Source organism: Enterobacter cloacae complex sp. IR5428, assembly GCF_049238585.1.
Lineage (GTDB): Bacteria > Pseudomonadota > Gammaproteobacteria > Enterobacterales > Enterobacteriaceae > Enterobacter > Enterobacter intestinihominis.
The window spans coordinates 132,882-148,628 of record NZ_JBMKHV010000001.1; the positions used below are offsets into that span (position 1 = coordinate 132,882).

At 56.7% G+C, this 15,747-nt stretch carries 18 protein-coding genes; 12 read left to right on the forward strand and 6 right to left on the reverse strand.

The genetic code is table 11. The features are described from left to right. Positions 1–7: 7 nt before the first annotated feature. Together paaY and ACOTXC_RS00655 are read left to right on the forward strand one after the other, a co-directional pair. Complete coding sequence (gene paaY, locus ACOTXC_RS00650; RefSeq protein WP_023300036.1) at positions 8–613, forward strand: phenylacetic acid degradation protein PaaY; 606 nt, start codon at positions 8–10, stop codon at positions 611–613. Between the two features lie 179 nt (positions 614–792). After that, positions 793–2,790: a BCCT family transporter gene (locus tag ACOTXC_RS00655; protein WP_023300037.1), complete on the forward strand. Its 1,998-nt coding sequence runs from the start codon at positions 793–795 to the stop codon at positions 2,788–2,790. 38 nt (positions 2,791–2,828) lie between these two features. Here ACOTXC_RS00655 and ACOTXC_RS00660 read toward each other — a convergent pair whose 3' ends face one another. Continuing rightward, on the reverse strand, positions 2,829–3,464 hold the full coding sequence (locus ACOTXC_RS00660) for a helix-turn-helix domain-containing protein (RefSeq protein WP_032624309.1): 636 nt from the start codon (positions 3,462–3,464) through the stop codon (positions 2,829–2,831). 203 nt (positions 3,465–3,667) lie between these two features. Here ACOTXC_RS00660 and ACOTXC_RS00665 point away from each other — a divergent pair, with 203 nt between their 5' ends. Continuing rightward, the gene (locus ACOTXC_RS00665) at positions 3,668–5,644 is read left to right on the forward strand and encodes an alkyl/aryl-sulfatase (protein WP_022648033.1); all 1,977 of its coding nucleotides are present in this window, start codon (positions 3,668–3,670) and stop codon (positions 5,642–5,644) included. 53 nt (positions 5,645–5,697) lie between these two features. Here ACOTXC_RS00665 and ACOTXC_RS00670 read toward each other — a convergent pair whose 3' ends face one another. Continuing rightward, complete coding sequence (locus ACOTXC_RS00670; RefSeq protein ID WP_022648034.1) at positions 5,698–6,450, reverse strand: hypothetical protein; 753 nt, start codon at positions 6,448–6,450, stop codon at positions 5,698–5,700. Position 6,451: 1 nt separating this feature from the next. Next, on the reverse strand, positions 6,452–6,649 hold the full coding sequence (locus ACOTXC_RS00675) for a hypothetical protein (RefSeq protein WP_022648035.1): 198 nt from the start codon (positions 6,647–6,649) through the stop codon (positions 6,452–6,454). Positions 6,650–6,907: 258 nt separating this feature from the next. On the opposite strand from ACOTXC_RS00675, the gene ACOTXC_RS00680 reads away from it, so the two are divergent. Genes ACOTXC_RS00680 through ACOTXC_RS00715 form a run of 8 tightly spaced genes read left to right on the forward strand, consistent with a single transcriptional unit; the run spans position 6,908 to position 12,788 of the window. Then, on the forward strand, positions 6,908–7,342 hold the full coding sequence (locus tag ACOTXC_RS00680) for a nuclear transport factor 2 family protein (protein WP_022648036.1): 435 nt from the start codon (positions 6,908–6,910) through the stop codon (positions 7,340–7,342). Further along, the gene (locus tag ACOTXC_RS00685) at positions 7,339–8,058 is read left to right on the forward strand and encodes an SDR family NAD(P)-dependent oxidoreductase (protein WP_023300039.1); all 720 of its coding nucleotides are present in this window, start codon (positions 7,339–7,341) and stop codon (positions 8,056–8,058) included. The genes ACOTXC_RS00680 and ACOTXC_RS00685 overlap by 4 nt, the downstream gene beginning before the upstream one ends. After that, positions 8,055–9,314, forward strand: coding sequence for an NAD(P)/FAD-dependent oxidoreductase (locus tag ACOTXC_RS00690; RefSeq protein WP_155025840.1), 1,260 nt, complete (start codon positions 8,055–8,057; stop codon positions 9,312–9,314). The genes ACOTXC_RS00685 and ACOTXC_RS00690 overlap by 4 nt, the downstream gene beginning before the upstream one ends. 1 nt (position 9,315) lies before the next feature. Beyond that, complete coding sequence (locus ACOTXC_RS00695) at positions 9,316–10,038, forward strand: DUF1365 domain-containing protein (protein ID WP_417648269.1); 723 nt, start codon at positions 9,316–9,318, stop codon at positions 10,036–10,038. After that, positions 10,035–11,255 carry an SAM-dependent methyltransferase gene (locus ACOTXC_RS00700; protein WP_038416012.1) on the forward strand — a complete coding sequence of 407 codons (1,221 nt, stop codon included), beginning with the start codon at positions 10,035–10,037 and terminating at the stop codon, positions 11,253–11,255. Before ACOTXC_RS00695 ends, ACOTXC_RS00700 begins: the two co-directional genes overlap by 4 nt. Continuing rightward, positions 11,252–11,737 carry a DUF2878 domain-containing protein gene (locus tag ACOTXC_RS00705; protein WP_421767293.1) on the forward strand — a complete coding sequence of 162 codons (486 nt, stop codon included), beginning with the start codon at positions 11,252–11,254 and terminating at the stop codon, positions 11,735–11,737. The genes ACOTXC_RS00700 and ACOTXC_RS00705 overlap by 4 nt, the downstream gene beginning before the upstream one ends. Then, positions 11,734–12,258, forward strand: coding sequence for a hypothetical protein (locus ACOTXC_RS00710; RefSeq protein ID WP_421767294.1), 525 nt, complete (start codon positions 11,734–11,736; stop codon positions 12,256–12,258). The genes ACOTXC_RS00705 and ACOTXC_RS00710 overlap by 4 nt, the downstream gene beginning before the upstream one ends. Next, on the forward strand, positions 12,255–12,788 hold the full coding sequence (locus ACOTXC_RS00715) for a DUF3833 domain-containing protein (protein WP_421767295.1): 534 nt from the start codon (positions 12,255–12,257) through the stop codon (positions 12,786–12,788). Before ACOTXC_RS00710 ends, ACOTXC_RS00715 begins: the two co-directional genes overlap by 4 nt. On the opposite strand, the gene ACOTXC_RS00720 is transcribed toward ACOTXC_RS00715, so the two are convergent. Together ACOTXC_RS00720 and ACOTXC_RS00725 are read right to left on the reverse strand one after the other, a co-directional pair. Beyond that, positions 12,785–13,243: a DMT family transporter gene (locus ACOTXC_RS00720; protein WP_022648044.1), complete on the reverse strand. Its 459-nt coding sequence runs from the start codon at positions 13,241–13,243 to the stop codon at positions 12,785–12,787. The genes ACOTXC_RS00715 and ACOTXC_RS00720 overlap by 4 nt on opposite strands. Before the next feature lie 4 nt (positions 13,244–13,247). Next, on the reverse strand, positions 13,248–13,682 hold the full coding sequence (locus ACOTXC_RS00725; RefSeq protein ID WP_003857304.1) for a DMT family transporter: 435 nt from the start codon (positions 13,680–13,682) through the stop codon (positions 13,248–13,250). Between the two features lie 98 nt (positions 13,683–13,780). On the opposite strand from ACOTXC_RS00725, the gene ACOTXC_RS00730 reads away from it, so the two are divergent. Beyond that, the gene (locus ACOTXC_RS00730) at positions 13,781–14,713 is read left to right on the forward strand and encodes a LysR substrate-binding domain-containing protein (protein ID WP_421767296.1); all 933 of its coding nucleotides are present in this window, start codon (positions 13,781–13,783) and stop codon (positions 14,711–14,713) included. A 3-nt stretch (positions 14,714–14,716) separates the two neighbouring features. Here the strand turns inward: ACOTXC_RS00730 and ACOTXC_RS00735 are convergent, their stop codons facing one another. Continuing rightward, positions 14,717–15,745, reverse strand: coding sequence for a methionine synthase (locus ACOTXC_RS00735; RefSeq protein WP_421767297.1), 1,029 nt, complete (start codon positions 15,743–15,745; stop codon positions 14,717–14,719). Positions 15,746–15,747 lie beyond the last annotated feature (2 nt).

Here is a 15,747-nt window from a genome sequence, read left to right on the forward strand (position 1 = left end):
AGAGGGTATGCCTGTTTATCAAATTGATGGTCTGACGCCGGTCGTGCCTGAAGAGAGCTATGTTCACCCGACCGCGGTGCTGATTGGCGACGTGATCCTCGGCAAAGGTGTTTACGTAGGCCCCAACGCCAGCCTGCGCGGTGATTTTGGCCGGATCGTGGTGAAAGACGGCGCGAACATTCAGGATAACTGCGTGATGCACGGTTTTCCGGAGCAGGACACGGTGGTGGAAGAGGACGGGCATATCGGCCACAGTGCGATCCTGCACGGCTGCATTATCCGCCGTAATGCGCTGGTGGGGATGAATGCGGTGGTGATGGACGGAGCGACGATCGGCGAAAACAGCATCGTCGGGGCGGCGGCGTTTGTGAAGGCCAAAGCGGAAATGCCTGCGAATCACTTAATTCTTGGCAGTCCGGCGAAAGCGATTCGTGAGCTAAGCGCGCAAGAAATAGAGTGGAAAAAGCAGGGCACGCGGGAGTATCAGGTGCTGGTGGATCGCTGTAAGCAGACGCTGCATCAGGTAGAGCCGCTGCGGGAAGAAGAGCCCGGCCGCAAACGGCTGGTATTCGATGAGAACTTACGGCCCAAGTCGGCTGGCCGGGATAATTAACCATTTCTTGCCTGCGAAATAATGCAATGGCATAGGGATGCGTTAACGCGCAACAAATACCCTTTGGGGATAGTGTATAATTGAACGTTTCAGACCTGCATTCATAAAGGGATTTTGTTACCCTGACGCAGATCACGCCTCTCATTCAGAGCGGTCAATGCGTTTATGGAAGACACTATATGAGTGAAAACGACACTATCCCAAAGCAGTCCAAAAGCCAGATTAACAAAGCGGTATTTTACACATCTGCTTTGTTAATTTTCCTTCTTGTCGCCTTTGCCGCGATTTTCCCTGACGTTGCCGATAAAAACTTTAAGCTACTGCAACAGCAAATATTCACCAACGCCAGCTGGTTTTACATTCTTGCCGTCGCGCTGATTTTAATGAGCGTGACGTTCCTCGGCTTGTCCCGCTACGGCGATATAAAACTCGGGCCCGACCACTCCCAGCCTGACTTCAGCTACCACTCCTGGTTCGCGATGCTGTTCTCGGCGGGGATGGGGATCGGCCTGATGTTCTTCGGCGTGGCGGAGCCGGTCATGCACTACCTTTCCCCGCCGGTGGGGACACCTGAAACGGTCGCTGCGGCCAAAGAGGCCATGCGGCTGACATTCTTCCACTGGGGGCTGCACGCCTGGGCTATCTACGCCATCGTTGCGTTGATTCTGGCGTTCTTCAGCTACCGCCACGGCCTGCCTTTGACGCTTCGTTCGGCGCTTTATCCGATTATCGGGGACCGTATTTACGGCCCGATAGGTCATGCGGTGGATATCTTCGCGGTAATCGGCACCGTATTTGGCGTGGCGACCTCGTTAGGCTACGGCGTTTTACAGGTCAATGCCGGGCTGAACCACCTTTTTGACGTACCCATCAACGATACCGTGCAGGTGATCCTGATCGTCCTGATTACCGGGCTGGCGACCATTTCCGTGGTGTCCGGTCTGGACAAAGGCATTCGCATTTTATCAGAGCTCAATCTGGGGCTGGCGGTACTGCTGCTGGTGCTGGTGTTGTGCCTGGGGCCAACCGTACTCCTGCTGAAATCCTTTGTGGAAAATACCGGCGGATACCTGTCCGAGCTGGTGAGCAAGACGTTTAACCTGTACGCTTATGAACCGAAATCCAGCAACTGGCTGGGAGGCTGGACGCTGCTGTACTGGGGCTGGTGGCTGTCCTGGTCGCCGTTTGTCGGGATGTTCATTGCCCGTGTGTCCCGCGGCAGAACCATCCGCGAGTTCGTGACCGGCGTGCTGTTTGTCCCGGCGGGCTTTACCCTGATGTGGATGACGGTGTTCGGCAATAGCGCCATTTACCTCATCATGAACAAGGGAGCGTCCGATCTGGCGAATACCGTCCAGCAGGACGTGGCGCTGGCGCTGTTTAATTTCCTTGAGCATTTCCCGTTCTCTTCCGTGCTGTCATTTATTGCCATGGCGATGGTCATCGTCTTCTTTGTGACCTCAGCCGACTCCGGGGCGATGGTGGTGGATACCCTCGCGTCCGGCGGCGAGGCCAATACCCCCGTCTGGCAGCGCATCTTCTGGGCCGCGCTGATGGGCGTAGTCGCTATCGCGCTGCTGCTCGCGGGCGGACTGAGTGCGCTGCAAACCGTGACCATCGCCAGCGCGCTACCGTTCTCGATGATCCTGCTGGTCTCAATCTATGGCCTGCTGAAGGCGCTCCGACGCGATTTGACCAAACGCGAGAGCCTGAGTATGGCCACGATCGCGCCGACAGCGGCCCGTAACCCCATTCCGTGGCAGCGCAGACTGCGTAACATCGCATACTTACCTAAACGCTCCCTGGTGAAACGCTTTATGGAAGAGGTGATCAAACCGGCCATGGTGCTTGTGCAGGATGAACTGAATAAGCAGGGAACGCAGAGCCATATCAGCGACGCGTCGGACGATCGTATTCGCCTTGAGGTGGATTTAGGCAATGAGCTGAATTTCATTTATGAAGTCAGGCTGCGTGGCTATAACTCGCCGACCTTCGCGCTAGCGGCCATGGAGAATGATGAGAATCAGGCAGAACAGCACCGGTACTATCGGGCAGAAATCTACCTCAAGGAAGGTGGGCAAAATTACGATGTGATGGGTTGGAACCAGGAGCAGTTAATTAACGATATCCTGGACCAGTATGAAAAACATCTGCACTTCCTGCACCTGGTGCGTTAATCAGCCAGCCCCTGAAGCATTCGCTTCAGGGGCGTAATTTAATACGCCTCCGGCAGCGGACGGTCTATCGACACCAGCTTTCCGCGCTTCATGGTGATATAGCCCCCGGCTTTAAGATCCGCCAGCACGCGAAAGACATGCGTTCGCGACAGGTTAGTGCGCTTGATGATAAACAGCGCCAGACCCTCATTCTCTCCCGTGTGGGTTTCCTGCCGATAAAGATAGCGATAGAGCATGGGTTTAATGGTCTGGTAGCTGGTGACCTGCCTGCGTTCGTTATGCAGGTCGATGGTGAATATCGACATATAGGTCAGTATGGTGGCCAGCGCCTGCATGCGCTCAGGCCCACCCTGGAAAAATATCTGGTCGAAGTCGGCCCAGGATATTCTCACCAGTTTCACCCTGGCACTGCTGCGATATTCATACTTCGCCAGTGGACAATACCTTTCCATTAACCCGATCGGCATATACTCAATAGTATTGCCAATATTCAGCCCATCATCAGGCATTAATATCGTCAGCGACCCTTCAGTACAGAAATAAATATAGCCAGGTTCAACGGTGAGTTTTTTATTTGCGGCAACGGTTAAGACCTCGCCTTCACAAAGCATTTGCGGAAAAAATTGCCCAATATTGAGTTGCTGATAATAGGTATGGATATCCTGGAAATTCACGCTAAGCCTCTCCCCGCAACGTCTGCTATGGTAGCGAGTATAGCAGCAATAGCCCACGGATTACGAATCGATAAATAACCAGTCCCATATGGGACTATGAAGGGAAGGTATTCTGGTTAGAATGGTCCTCAATGAGTTCGCATTAAAATTATCCGCCACAATTAAATATCGCTGGCGGCGCAATTAATCTATGAGGCCATTTAATGAAATTAACGATAATCGCTAAACATCTGGCGCTGGCCGGTGTGTTGACGTCGCTGTCGCTTTCCGCGTTTGCGGAAGTACAGCCGCAGGATGCCACTCCTACAACCCAGCAGGCTAATAACGCCCTGTATAACAAATTACCGTTTGCCGATAAAACCGACTTTGAAAATGCCCATAAAGGCTTTATCGCCCCGCTGCCGCAAAACATGATCAAAGGCGAGCAGGGGAACGTTATCTGGAACCCGGCGAAATATGATTTCGTCAAAGAGGGTGAAAAAGCCCCGGATACGGTAAACCCGAGCCTGTGGCGTCAGTCACAGTTGATCAACATTGGCGGGCTGTTTAAGGTCACCGACGGCGTGTATCAGATCCGTAATCTCGATCTCTCCAACATGACCATCATTGAGGGCGAGAAGGGCATTACCGTTATCGACCCGCTGTTAAGCGCTGAACCGGCGAAAGAAGCGCTGGATCTCTACTATGCAAACCGCGGCAAGAAACCGGTCGTCGCTGTGGTGATCACCCACAGCCACGTTGACCACTATGGCGGCCTGCGCGGCGTGGTTGACGAAGCTGACGTCAAGTCTGGCAAAGTGAAAATCTACGCGCCGGATGGCTTTATGAAAGAGGCGGTTTCCGAAAACATTATGGCCGGAAACGCGATGAGCCGCCGTGCGAGCTATATGTACGGCAACCTGCTGAAGCCGGATGCAAAAGGCCAGGTGGGTGCAGGCCTTGGCACCACCACCTCTGCGGGTACTGTCACCCTCATCCCGCCGACCGACTACATTACCCATACCGGTCAGGAAGAAGTGATCGACGGTTTGACCTACGACTTTATGATGGCGCCGGGTTCAGAAGCTCCGTCGGAGATGCTGTGGTACGTCAAAGAGAAGAAAATGATCGAGGCCGCAGAGGACGTGACGCATACTCTGCACAACACCTACTCCTTGCGCGGCGCGAAAATCCGCGACCCGCTGGCCTGGTCTAAGTACATTAACGCCGCCATTGAGCGCTGGGGCGCGGACGCGGAAGTGATTATTGCGCAGCACCACTGGCCGACCTGGGGTAACGAGAATATCGTCAAGCTGATGAAAGGCCAGCGCGATATGTACCGCTACATCAACGACCAGACCCTGCGTATGGCCAACAAAGGCCTGACTCGCGATGAGATCGCCGCAGAATTTAAGCTGCCGGAATCGCTCGAGAAACAGTGGGCAAGCCGCGGTTACTACGGCTCCGTTAGCCACGACGTCAAAGCCACTTACGTGTTTTATCTCGGCTGGTTCGACGGCAACCCGGCAACCCTCGACGAGCTGCCGCCTGAACAGGCTGCGAAGAAGTTCGTGCAGTACATGGGCGGCGCTGATGCCATCATGCAGAAAGCCAAAGCGGATTATCAGCAGGGTAATTACCGTTGGGTTGCTCAGGTGGTCAGCAAAGTGGTCTTTGCCGATCCTAACAACCAGGCTGCCCGTAATCTGGAAGCCGACGCGCTTGAGCAGTTAGGTTACCAGGCGGAAGCGGGCACCTGGCGTAACTTCTACCTGACCGGCGCGCAAGAACTGCGTAATGGCGTGAAGAAGCTGCCGACGCCGAACACCGCCAGCCCGGATACCGTGCGAGCGATGACCCCGGAAATGTTCTTCGACTACCTGGGTGTGCACATCAACGGGGTGCGGGCCGGTAACGCGAAGGCGGTCTTCAATGTCGATCTCGGTAAGGATGGCGGAAAATACAAGCTGGAGCTGGAAAACGGCGTGCTGAACCATACCGCCAACGCGCAGGCGAAGGATGCCGACGCAACTATCGCGCTTGACCGCACCACGCTGAACAACATCATCCTTAAGAAAGAGACGCTGAAGCAGGCGATGGATAAAGGTGACGTGAAGGTGAGTGGAAACGGGGCGAAACTGGAAGAGATGCTGAGCTACATGGACAAATTTGACTTCTGGTTCAATATCGTAACGCCATAAGTTCAGGTTTCGTCCACATAATCCTGGCGCCTTAGAAATAAGGCGCCATTTTTTTATTCACGCATCGCCAGCGCGCTGGCACTTGCCGGGTCGAACAGTGAAATACTCTCGATCTGATCAAGCATGATCACCTTACGGAAATCCATAGCGCTTTTTGGCTCTGAGTCGAGCGTAACCTCATGCTCGGCGTACCATTTGCTGTAGTTGTGCTCAATACACAGCTGCATGTTCTCCCCGTCGCGGTAGCCGCTCAGCATCGGGATAAGCACGATATTGGCGGTTTTTTCATACTCCAGCGTGGCGGTATGGATCATGCCAATATAAATCCGCCGCGACTTCAGCGTGACGTGCGCAAGTTCACCTTCCTCCATGCACTGATAGAGCAGTTGTTCAATCCCGCTCGATTGCGCCAGCCGCTTGTAGAGCTTTTTCCGGCCTTCGCCGTCCAGCCGCGCGCTGCCGGCCCAGTTAGAACGATAGAGACAAAACAGGATCGCAAAGGCCAGCATCACCACGACCGGAGCCTGAATCCCTAAAAAGCTCCAGTTCATAAAATCAATTTGCCAGTCGGCGTATTTTGCGGACGTGAAATGGAACGTGTTGTCGGCGGCGGAGAGGGCGAACAACAGCAGCCAGAGCAGGCCGGTGGCGATCACGCCCTGTAAAACGAAAATGCAGCCATACAGCGCCACAAGGAAATAGACATCCCAGCCGAATGAACGCTTAATTTTGAACCGGGTTGAGAGATCGCGGCTGGTGTACCAGTAGCCGCATACCATCAATACCATGAATATTGCCGTTCCCATTTCAGGCCCTCTTCAGCGCGTTGACATGGCGCAGAAAGTCCTGCCGAACCTCGTTACTTTTGTAGTTAACCGAGGCGTTTCCATCCTGATCGATGATGATGCGGTCGCCATCCTCTACGGCTTCGATAATTTCCTGGTGACTCATAACCTGCAACAAGGATTCCGGGCTGGAAAAGAGCGCCATCAGTAAATTTTTCATCGCGTGACATCCTTATGAATTAAAAGGATAAGTCTGGAAGATAAATGGCACCTTTGCCTTAAGGTTATCCCTAAAAAATAACGGCACGGCGGTGAGAATCTGCTTTTGACTCAAATTGGCACCTCAGGGAAATTTTTTAAAATACTGAATTAAAAGAGGTATAAAAAATATATCTGCACAAACTTGGACAAATAACGCTAATTGTGTAAGTTTTAATTATGCGATTTCGCTACGTTGTTTACAGCCAGGATGTGACCCATGAGCACGTTGCCGTCCGTCATCAGTCGATTCGTTGATTATTACGCCACGCTGGATACCCAGCCACCTTCGGCGCTGGCAAAGATTTATCGCGCCGATGCCACGCTTATCGATCCCTTTGGCGAACACAGCGGGTTGTTCGCGATTCAGCGCTATTTCACTCACCTGCTGGCTAACGTCCAGCGGTGCCGCTTTACCGTCGATGCACCCTTGCAGCAGGGCGATCGCTTTGTTGTTACCTGGATGATGCACTGGTCGCACCCGCGTATTGCCCGGGGGGCAATGCGCCAGCTGCCGGGCTGCTCTGTGGTAGACATGCGCGACGATCGCATTGTTCGCCAGCGGGATTACTACGATGCCGGAGAGATGATTTACGAACATCTTCCGGTGCTCGGCTGGGCCGTACGCGGCGTGAAGCGGAGAGTGAAATCATGAAAACGGTTCTGATCACCGGCGCAAGCTCGGGCATCGGGGCCGGGCTGGCGAAATCGTTTGCCGACGATGGCTACCGGGTGATTGCCTGCGGGCGCGATGCGCAACGTCTGGCAGCCGTGCATCAGCACAGCCCCAACATTACGGTGCGCCTGTTCGATATGACAGACAGGGACGCCTGTCGCCAGGCGCTGGCGGACTGTGCTGCCGACACGGTGATTCTTTGCGCCGGAACCTGCGAGTATCTCGATCGCGGCGAGGTGGATGCCGCGTTGGTGGCGCGCGTCATGACCACCAATTTCATGGGGCCGGTAAACTGCCTTGCGGCGTTGCAGCCGCAGCTGATATCCGGCAACCGCGTGGTGCTGGTCAGTTCGATGGCGCACTGGCTTCACTTCCCGCGAGCCGAAGCCTATGGCGCCTCTAAAGCGGCGTTAACCTGGTTTGCTGAGACGCTGCGTCTCGACTGGGAGCCGAAAGGGATCGCCGTCACGGTCGTTTCACCTGGTTTTGTCGACACGCCGCTGACCCGAAAAAATGATTTCCCGATGCCGGGCCGGGTCAGCGTGGAGGACGCCGTCCATGCCATTCGTCGCGGTCTGGCAAAAGGGAAGGATCATATCGCGTTTCCCGCCGGGTTTAGCCTGGCGCTGCGCCTGCTCTCCGGTCTGCCCGATAAACTTCAGCGCGCACTGCTGCGCAGGATGGTGCGACCATGAAGATCGCGATTATCGGCAGCGGTATCGCCGGGTTAACCTGTGCCTGGCGGCTCGCCGGACATCATCAGGTCACGCTGTTTGAAGCGCAGGCCACGCCGGGCGGTCATACCGCAACGGTGGATGTCGACACGCCGCAGGGCAACTTTGCCATCGACACCGGTTTTATTGTCTACAACGACCGCACCTATCCGCGCTTCATGGGGCTGCTGAGCGAACTGGGCATCAGTGGGCAAAAAACGCAGATGAGTTTTTCGGTACATAACCCGCAGAGCGGGCTGGAGTACAACGGCCACACGCTGACGTCGATGTTCGCCCAGCGTCGTAATCTGTTAAACCCTGCCTTCTGGACGCTGCTGAAGGAGATCGTGCGCTTTAACCGGCTGGCGAAACAGACGCTCCGGGGTGACGTCAGCGAGTCCGCCACGCTGGAGACGTTCCTGCACCAGCACCGCTTCACGCCTTTTTTTGCGCGTCACTACATTCTGCCAATGGGGGCGGCTATCTGGTCATCCTCGCTACAGGAGATGAAACGCTTTCCGCTGCCGCTCTTTTTACGCTTTTTTGAAAACCACGGTCTGCTGGACATTACCCATCGTCCGCAGTGGTACGTGGTGCCGGGCGGCTCCCGGGAGTACATCCGCGCGATGCTGGACAAGCTTGGCGATCGCCTGACGCTGCACCTCAATGCGCCGGTGCAGCAGGTTATTCGCCACGATCGCGGGGTTGATATAACGCGTGAGGGCGTAACAGACAACTTTGATCAGGTGATCTTCGCCTGCCACTCCGCTCAGGCGCTGGCGATGCTCGCCAGCCCTACGCAGGCTGAACGTGAGGTGCTGGGTGATATCGGCTGGCAGCGTAACGAGGTGGTGCTTCACAGCGATCCGCGCTGGCTGCCGGTGCGCAAGCGCGCGTGGGCGAGCTGGAACTACCGCCTCAGCGAGCAGGATCGGGCCAGCGCCTGCGTCACCTATAACATGAATATCTTGCAGGGACTGCCGCCGGGTAGCCCGCTGTTTTGCGTCACCCTCAACCCGGAAACGCCGGTGGAAGAACGCTATGTGCTGCGCCGCTTTGTCTATGAGCATCCGCTTTTTAACCCGCAAAGCTGGCAAGCCCAGGCCCGACGCGGAGAAATAAATGGTCGCCAGCGGAGCTGGTTCTGCGGCGCGTACTGGTACAACGGCTTCCACGAAGATGGGGTACGCAGTGCGCTGGATGTGGTAAACGCCATTGCGGCCGGGGAGGGCAACTGAGATGAACAGCTGCCTTTACCAAGGCACATTGCGCCATCGCCGTCTTTCGCCAAAAGCGCACCACTTTACCTACAGCGTCTTTATGGCCTGGCTCGATCTCGATGAGCTGGACGCGCTGCCCTCCGTCGGTGTGCGCCGTAACCGCGTTGCGCCCGCGGCATTTTATGATGCGGACTACCCGCTGGGCACGCCGCTCAAAGAGCGCGTCCTTGAGCGTCTGGAAAATCTGACCGGCGAACGCCCGGCGGGGCGGGTCATGCTTCTAACCCAACTGCGTTATTTCGGCTTTCATTTTAACCCGGTCAATTTTTACTACTGCTATGACGGGGAAGACACCCTGCGCTGGGTTCTCGCCGAAGTCCGCAACACGCCGTGGAATGAACGACACTACTACGCGGTAGCGGGGCGGGACGCCCCACCGACGGAAAAAGCGTTTCACGTCTCGCCCTTTAATCCGATGGACATGGTCTACCACTGGCGCTTCAACAGTCCGGCCAGCACGCTGCGCATGCATATCGAAAACCATCAGGAGACGAAGGTGTTTGATGCCACTCTGACGCTGCGCCGGGAGCCGCTGACGCGCGTAGCGCTGCGGTCGCTGCTGGCGCGGATCCCGTTGATGACCCTCAAAACCGTTCTCGCTATTTACTGGCAGGCGCTCAGGCTGTGGCTGAAGCGCGTGCCGCTGCATAACCATCCCCTAAGCAGGAGTGAACGCTCATGACCGATCCCGTCTTTGCGCTTGAACCCGATTTCCCGCGCAACGTCCGCGTCGCGCGATGGCTGCTTTTTCGCCTGCTGAACGGGCTGCGCGGCGGCTCGCTGACGCTGCGTGAAGGCGCCCAGACGTTCCAGTTCGGCGACGCCTCCGCCGCGCTTCACGCTGAGGTGCAGGTACTCGCTCCGGGCGTCTACTGGCGCATTCTAACCGGGGGCAGCCTCGCCGCGGCACAAGCGTGGATAGATGGCGACTGGGAGACGGCCCACCTGACGCCGCTGCTGGAGCTGATAGCGCGCAATAGCCAGATCCTCGGGCAACTGGAAAAAGGGTTTCGCCTGCTCGGGAAACCTGTGGAGCGGCTACGGCACTGGATGCGGCGCAACTCCCGCGCGCAGGCACGGGAAAATATTGCCGCCCATTACGATTTGGGCAACGCCTTTTACGCCCATTTCCTTGATGAACAACTCCTTTACTCCAGCGCGCTGTTTACAGGGGAAGAGCAGGATCTGGCAGCGGCTCAGCAGGCAAAAATGGCCAGGCTGTGCGACCAACTGGCGCTCACCGCAAACGATCATCTGCTGGAGATTGGTACCGGCTGGGGGGCGATGGCGGAATATGCCGCCCGTCATTATGGCTGCCGGGTAACAACTACCACGCTATCGCAGGAGCAGTACCACTGGGCCACCGCGCGGATCGCGCGGGCAGGTTTACAGGATCGCGTTGAGGTGCTGCTCTGCGACTACCGCGATCTGACCGGAGTGTACGATAAGCTGGTGTCGGTTGAGATGATTGAAGCCGTCGGCCAACGCTACCTGCCAACGTTTTTCCGCACCTGCCAGGCGCGTCTGCGTCCGGGCGGGCGGATGGCGATTCAGGCCATCACCATTCAGGATCAGCGCTATCGCGACTACAGCAAAAGCGTCGATTTTATTCAGCGCTACATCTTCCCCGGCGGCTTTTTGCCCAGCATCACCGCCATGAATGAACTGATGACCCGCCATACCGATTTTGTCGTGCGTAACCTCTTCGATATGGGGCCGGACTACGCCCGCACGCTGGCGCACTGGCGTCAGCGCTTCGTTCACGCCTGGCAGGAGATTGAAAAGCTCGGATTTGATGACCGTTTCCGTAGGATGTGGCTGTACTACCTCGGCTACTGTGAAGCCGGGTTTAACGCCCGCACCATCAGCGTGGTGCAGCTGACTGCGGAACGCGTATGAAGCGCTACGGGCAGGTCTTTCTGCTGGCCATCGGGTTTGATCTCTACTGGACGCTGGTGGTGCTGTTTCGCGAGCAGGGGCTGGTCATCTGGATCGCGCTGGCGCTGATTGCCTGGCTGTTGTTACCGCCATCACACCGGGTATACGCTCTTGTGCTGGCGGCGACGGGCGCGATGCTGGACGCCCTTTGGGCGCTGACGGGGTTGATTTCATTCACTGGCACGTCTCTGATGCCGCTATGGATGGTGGCGCTGTGGCTGATGTTTGCCACCGTCTGGACGCAACTGACCCGCACGACCACCTTGCCGGGCTGGCTGCTGACGGCGCTGGCGACCCTGGGCGGGCCGCTGGCCTACCTGTTTGGCGAGCGTCTGGGGGCCATCACGTTCCTGGAGCCGACTTTTATCGTCGTCAGCTGGATGATCCCGGGCTGGCTGGTGCTGATGCTGTTTTTCCACCTGCTGATGGGGAGACAACAATGAGACATCTGTTACTCGCGCTCGCGCTAACCGTTATGGCCTGTAACGCGCAGGCGGCAGACTGGCTGAGCTGGCGCAAGGTAGGCGATGCCACCCTCACCTGGGGGCCGTTTACCGTTTATACCTCTCAGCTGCTGACGCCCGACGGCAGCTATACAGGAACAGACAGCGATAACGCGCTGATTATCACCTATGCCCGGGATATCGATGGCGACGACCTGGTCGAGGCGACCCGCGACCAGTGGCAGGCGCAGGGCATTTTGCAGCAGGAGCCGCAGAGTGAAGCCTGGCTGCGGATGCTAAAAGCGCTCTGGCCCGACGTCACGCCCGGCGCGCAGCTCGCGTTTGTGGTTAATAACGGTCAGGGGCAATTCTGGTATCGCCCCACGGCGTCGCAGAAAAAATTTACGCCCCTCGGGCCGCGCCAGTCGGCAGCGTTTAGCTCGCGCTTTCTGGCGATCTGGCTCGATCCCCGCACCGAGTATCCTGAACTGCGTCAGCAGTTAATCGGAGGACCACAATGAAACGATTCCTGTTAATGGCGCTTACACTGACAATGCTGGTGGCCGGGTGCAGCACAGAAGTGACCGAGTATCGTCAGCAGCAGCCAAGGCTTGATATTTTCCACTACTTCCAGGGCAAAACCGAGGCGTGGGGGATGGTGCAGGACCGCAGCGGTAAGCAGATCCGCCGTTTTCACGTCGAGATCGCCGGAGATGTTATCGGCGATACGCTGACGCTGAACGAGCATTTTGTCTATGACGACGGCGAGAAGCAGCAGCGCGTCTGGCATATCCGCCGCATTGGCCACGATCGTTACGAAGGCACGGCGGGTGACATAGAAGGTGTCGCGAGAGGTCAGGTTTCGGGCAACGCCCTTAACTGGCGCTACAGCATGAACGTGAAGGCGGACGGTAAAACCTGGCTGCTGCACTTTGATGACTGGATGTATTTGCAGGACAGCACCCGCCTATTCAATAAAACCGAGATGAAGAAATTTGGCGTCACCGTCGCCACGGTGACGCTGTTCTTTACCCGCAAAGAGGGCGGTTAATCCTCTTCGGGCTGAGGTTTACTGCTTGAGTAGATGAAGAAGAGCGCGATACTCAGGCAGACGACGGCCCCGAAACGGCTCGCTGAAAACGGAATGGCTTCATTGTTCAGCCAGCCAAAGTTATCAATCAGCATGCTCATGGCCAACTGACCCAGGATCACCGCTACCGTGGCAACGGCGGTGCCGATACGCTGCACCGCGAGCACCATAATCACTATATAGGGCACGCCGCACAGGGCGCCCAGAAGCTGCCACTTGGGCACATCCATCAGGCTGACCGCCTGTTTCGGCTCAAAAAAGAAAATGAGCAGGGCGGTTACCAGCGCGCCGACGGAAAAGGTCAGAAACGCGCTTTTGAATACCCCCACGCTGCTGCCTAATTGCCCGTTAATGGCAGCCTGAATGCTCAGTGTCGCGCCGCCAATCACCGCCAGAATAATCATAATCACTGTCATAACGTTACCCCTGCGCCACGAGAATGAGCGCGGCGATGATAAATCCCAGCGCAATAATGCGTTTTGTATCGATCCTGCGGTGCGGCGTACCCAGCAGGCCATAGTGGTCAATAATCAGGCTTTTAAAGACCTGGCCTGCCAGAATGCCGATCATCGTCATAGCAATACCGATCGCTGGCGTGGCAATGGTGAGAATGATGACGTAGACCGGGCCGAGCACGCCGCCCAGCAGGTGCCATGACGGCTGCGCAAAAAATGAGGGACTGTTGCGGGGGCTGAAAAACAGCATCAGCAGAAACGTCAGCCCGGTTCCCACGCTAAATATGCTGAACGCCGCCCACAGGTCGCCCACCTCCGCGCCCAGCGGCCCCAGCAGCCCGGCTTCCACGGACAGCCCCATGCCGCCGGCAATCACCAGTAAAATTAAAATAATGTGCATAACGCTTTTTCTCCTTTTTCCAGGCGGAGAAGATTACGTCTGAACATCATTGAGAAAAATGCCATAATGCAGGAAACACCTGTGCAGGAAATGCATTAATGATGGATGCCGGACATATCAGCGTTCGCGCGCTGCTGATCTTCATCGACGTTTATGAAACGCAGAATTTTTCCGTGGTGGCGAGGCGGGAAGGGATTTCTGCGTCGCAGGTTTCCCGCATGATCCACCAGCTTGAGGACGCCCTCGGGCAACAGCTTTTCTACCGCAACACGCGGGCGATTATGCCCACAGAGAGCGGGCATCTTTTTGTGCGCTATGCCCGGGCGATGGCCGGAAATCTGGAGGATGCGCGACGCGAGCTGGATGAACGTGCCCGCGAGCCGTCGGGCACGCTGCGTATCAATGGCCCGGTCTTTTTCGGACAACGGCACATCGCGCCGGGCCTGCCGGGGCTTCTGGCGCGTTATCCTCGTCTCTCCATTGAACTGACCCTCACCGACGATTTTATCGATCCGCACCGCGACGCCGCGGACGTTATCTTCCGCATCGGCGCGCTGACGGATTCCTCGTTTCACGCCCGAGTGTTCGGTCAGCAGTTCTACCATCTGGCGGCCTCGCCGGACTATCTGCAAAAACATGGCGCACCCGAGGGGCCGGACGATCTCAGCCGTCACCACTGTCTGGTTTACCGCGGCTCGTCCGGGCCTAACCGCTGGCTAATCCGGCAGCCGGGCGAGGCGTGGGTTCACTATCCCATCGTACCGCTGATGACTTCCAATAACGCGGAAACGCTCCTGATTGCGGCGCTGGGCGGCATGGGCGTTGTGCTATTCCCGGACTGGATGGTGAGCGAACGGCTCAAAAGCGGTGAGCTGGTGGCACTGCTGCCGGAAATGGAGTGTTCTATTAATACGGAGCCACTGACGATTGCGGCGATTTACCCGAACGCGCGTCATCCGCCCCTGAACGTCAGGGCGGTGATTGACCACTATATTGAGCGGTTCGGTACGCCGCTGTACTGGCAAACCTGAAGGTTAGCGGGCAAGCTCGCGACGGATAATGTCAGCCCCGGCGCTTAATGCCTTCAGCTTACCGTTGGCGACCTGGCGGGAAAGGGGAGCCATGCCGCAGTTGGTGGACGGATAGAGCTTGTCTGCATCCACAAACTGCAACGCCTTGCGTAGCGTATCGGCAACCTCTTCCGGCGTTTCGATGATCTGGGTGGCAACATCAATTGCCCCGACCATCACTTTTTTACCGCGGATCAGCTCCAGTAGATCCATCGGCACGCGCGAGTTGTGGCACTCCAGCGAGATGATATCGATCTTTGAGGTCTGCAACTTTGGAAACGCCTCTTCATACTGGCGCCACTCGGAGCCGAGCGTTTTTTTCCAGTCCGTATTGGCTTTGATGCCGTACCCGTAGCAGATATGTACTGCGGTTTCGCATTTCAGCCCTTCAATGGCGCGCTCCAGCGCGGCGATGCCCCAGTCATTCACTTCGTCGAAAAAGACGTTAAAGGCAGGTTCGTCGAACTGAATAATGTCAACGCCGGCCGCCTCCAGCTCGCGGGCTTCCTGATTGAGAATTTTTGCGAACTCCCAGGCCAGCTTTTCGCGGCTTTTATAGTGAGCATCGTATAGCGTGTCGATCATGGTCATCGGGCCAGGCAGCGCCCACTTGATCGGCTTATCCGTCAGCTGGCGAAGGTATTTCGCGTCGTCTACAAACACCGGTTTCTGGCGCGCCACCGCGTCTACCACGGTCGGCACGCTGGCATCGTAACGGTTACGGATCCGCACCATCTGACGATTTTCAAAATCCACGCCGCTGAGATGTTCAATAAAGGTGGTGACGAAATGCTGGCGGGTTTGTTCCCCGTCGCTGACGATATCAATCCCGGCGCGAATCTGTTCATCCAGAGACAAACGCAGCGCATCCTGTTTCCCTGCCAGTAATTCCTCATCCTGGAGTTTCCACGGCGACCAGAGCGTTTCCGGCTGCGCAAGCCAGGTGGGTTTCGGCAGGCTGCCAGCCGTCGATGTCGGGAGCAATGTTTTCATAA

Excerpts from the sequence above, each read along its gene's own strand:
- ACOTXC_RS00685 (WP_023300039.1), top strand. The coding sequence starts at position 7,339 with ATGAAAACGGTTCTGATCACCGGCGCAAGCTCGGGCATCGGGGCCGGG.
- ACOTXC_RS00715 (WP_421767295.1), top strand. The coding sequence starts at position 12,255 with ATGAAACGATTCCTGTTAATGGCGCTTACACTGACAATGCTGGTGGCC.
- ACOTXC_RS00725 (WP_003857304.1), bottom strand. The coding sequence starts at position 13,682 with ATGCACATTATTTTAATTTTACTGGTGATTGCCGGCGGCATGGGGCTG.
- ACOTXC_RS00665 (WP_022648033.1), top strand. The coding sequence starts at position 3,668 with ATGAAATTAACGATAATCGCTAAACATCTGGCGCTGGCCGGTGTGTTG.
- ACOTXC_RS00655 (WP_023300037.1), top strand. The coding sequence starts at position 793 with ATGAGTGAAAACGACACTATCCCAAAGCAGTCCAAAAGCCAGATTAAC.
- ACOTXC_RS00670 (WP_022648034.1), bottom strand. The coding sequence starts at position 6,450 with ATGGGAACGGCAATATTCATGGTATTGATGGTATGCGGCTACTGGTAC.
- ACOTXC_RS00700 (WP_038416012.1), top strand. The coding sequence starts at position 10,035 with ATGACCGATCCCGTCTTTGCGCTTGAACCCGATTTCCCGCGCAACGTC.
- ACOTXC_RS00695 (WP_417648269.1), top strand. The coding sequence starts at position 9,316 with ATGAACAGCTGCCTTTACCAAGGCACATTGCGCCATCGCCGTCTTTCG.
- ACOTXC_RS00735 (WP_421767297.1), bottom strand. The coding sequence starts at position 15,745 with ATGAAAACATTGCTCCCGACATCGACGGCTGGCAGCCTGCCGAAACCC.
- ACOTXC_RS00680 (WP_022648036.1), top strand. The coding sequence starts at position 6,908 with ATGAGCACGTTGCCGTCCGTCATCAGTCGATTCGTTGATTATTACGCC.
- ACOTXC_RS00710 (WP_421767294.1), top strand. The coding sequence starts at position 11,734 with ATGAGACATCTGTTACTCGCGCTCGCGCTAACCGTTATGGCCTGTAAC.
- ACOTXC_RS00675 (WP_022648035.1), bottom strand. The coding sequence starts at position 6,649 with ATGAAAAATTTACTGATGGCGCTCTTTTCCAGCCCGGAATCCTTGTTG.
- ACOTXC_RS00705 (WP_421767293.1), top strand. The coding sequence starts at position 11,252 with ATGAAGCGCTACGGGCAGGTCTTTCTGCTGGCCATCGGGTTTGATCTC.
- ACOTXC_RS00690 (WP_155025840.1), top strand. The coding sequence starts at position 8,055 with ATGAAGATCGCGATTATCGGCAGCGGTATCGCCGGGTTAACCTGTGCC.
- ACOTXC_RS00730 (WP_421767296.1), top strand. The coding sequence starts at position 13,781 with ATGATGGATGCCGGACATATCAGCGTTCGCGCGCTGCTGATCTTCATC.
- ACOTXC_RS00720 (WP_022648044.1), bottom strand. The coding sequence starts at position 13,243 with ATGACAGTGATTATGATTATTCTGGCGGTGATTGGCGGCGCGACACTG.
- paaY (WP_023300036.1), top strand. The coding sequence starts at position 8 with ATGCCTGTTTATCAAATTGATGGTCTGACGCCGGTCGTGCCTGAAGAG.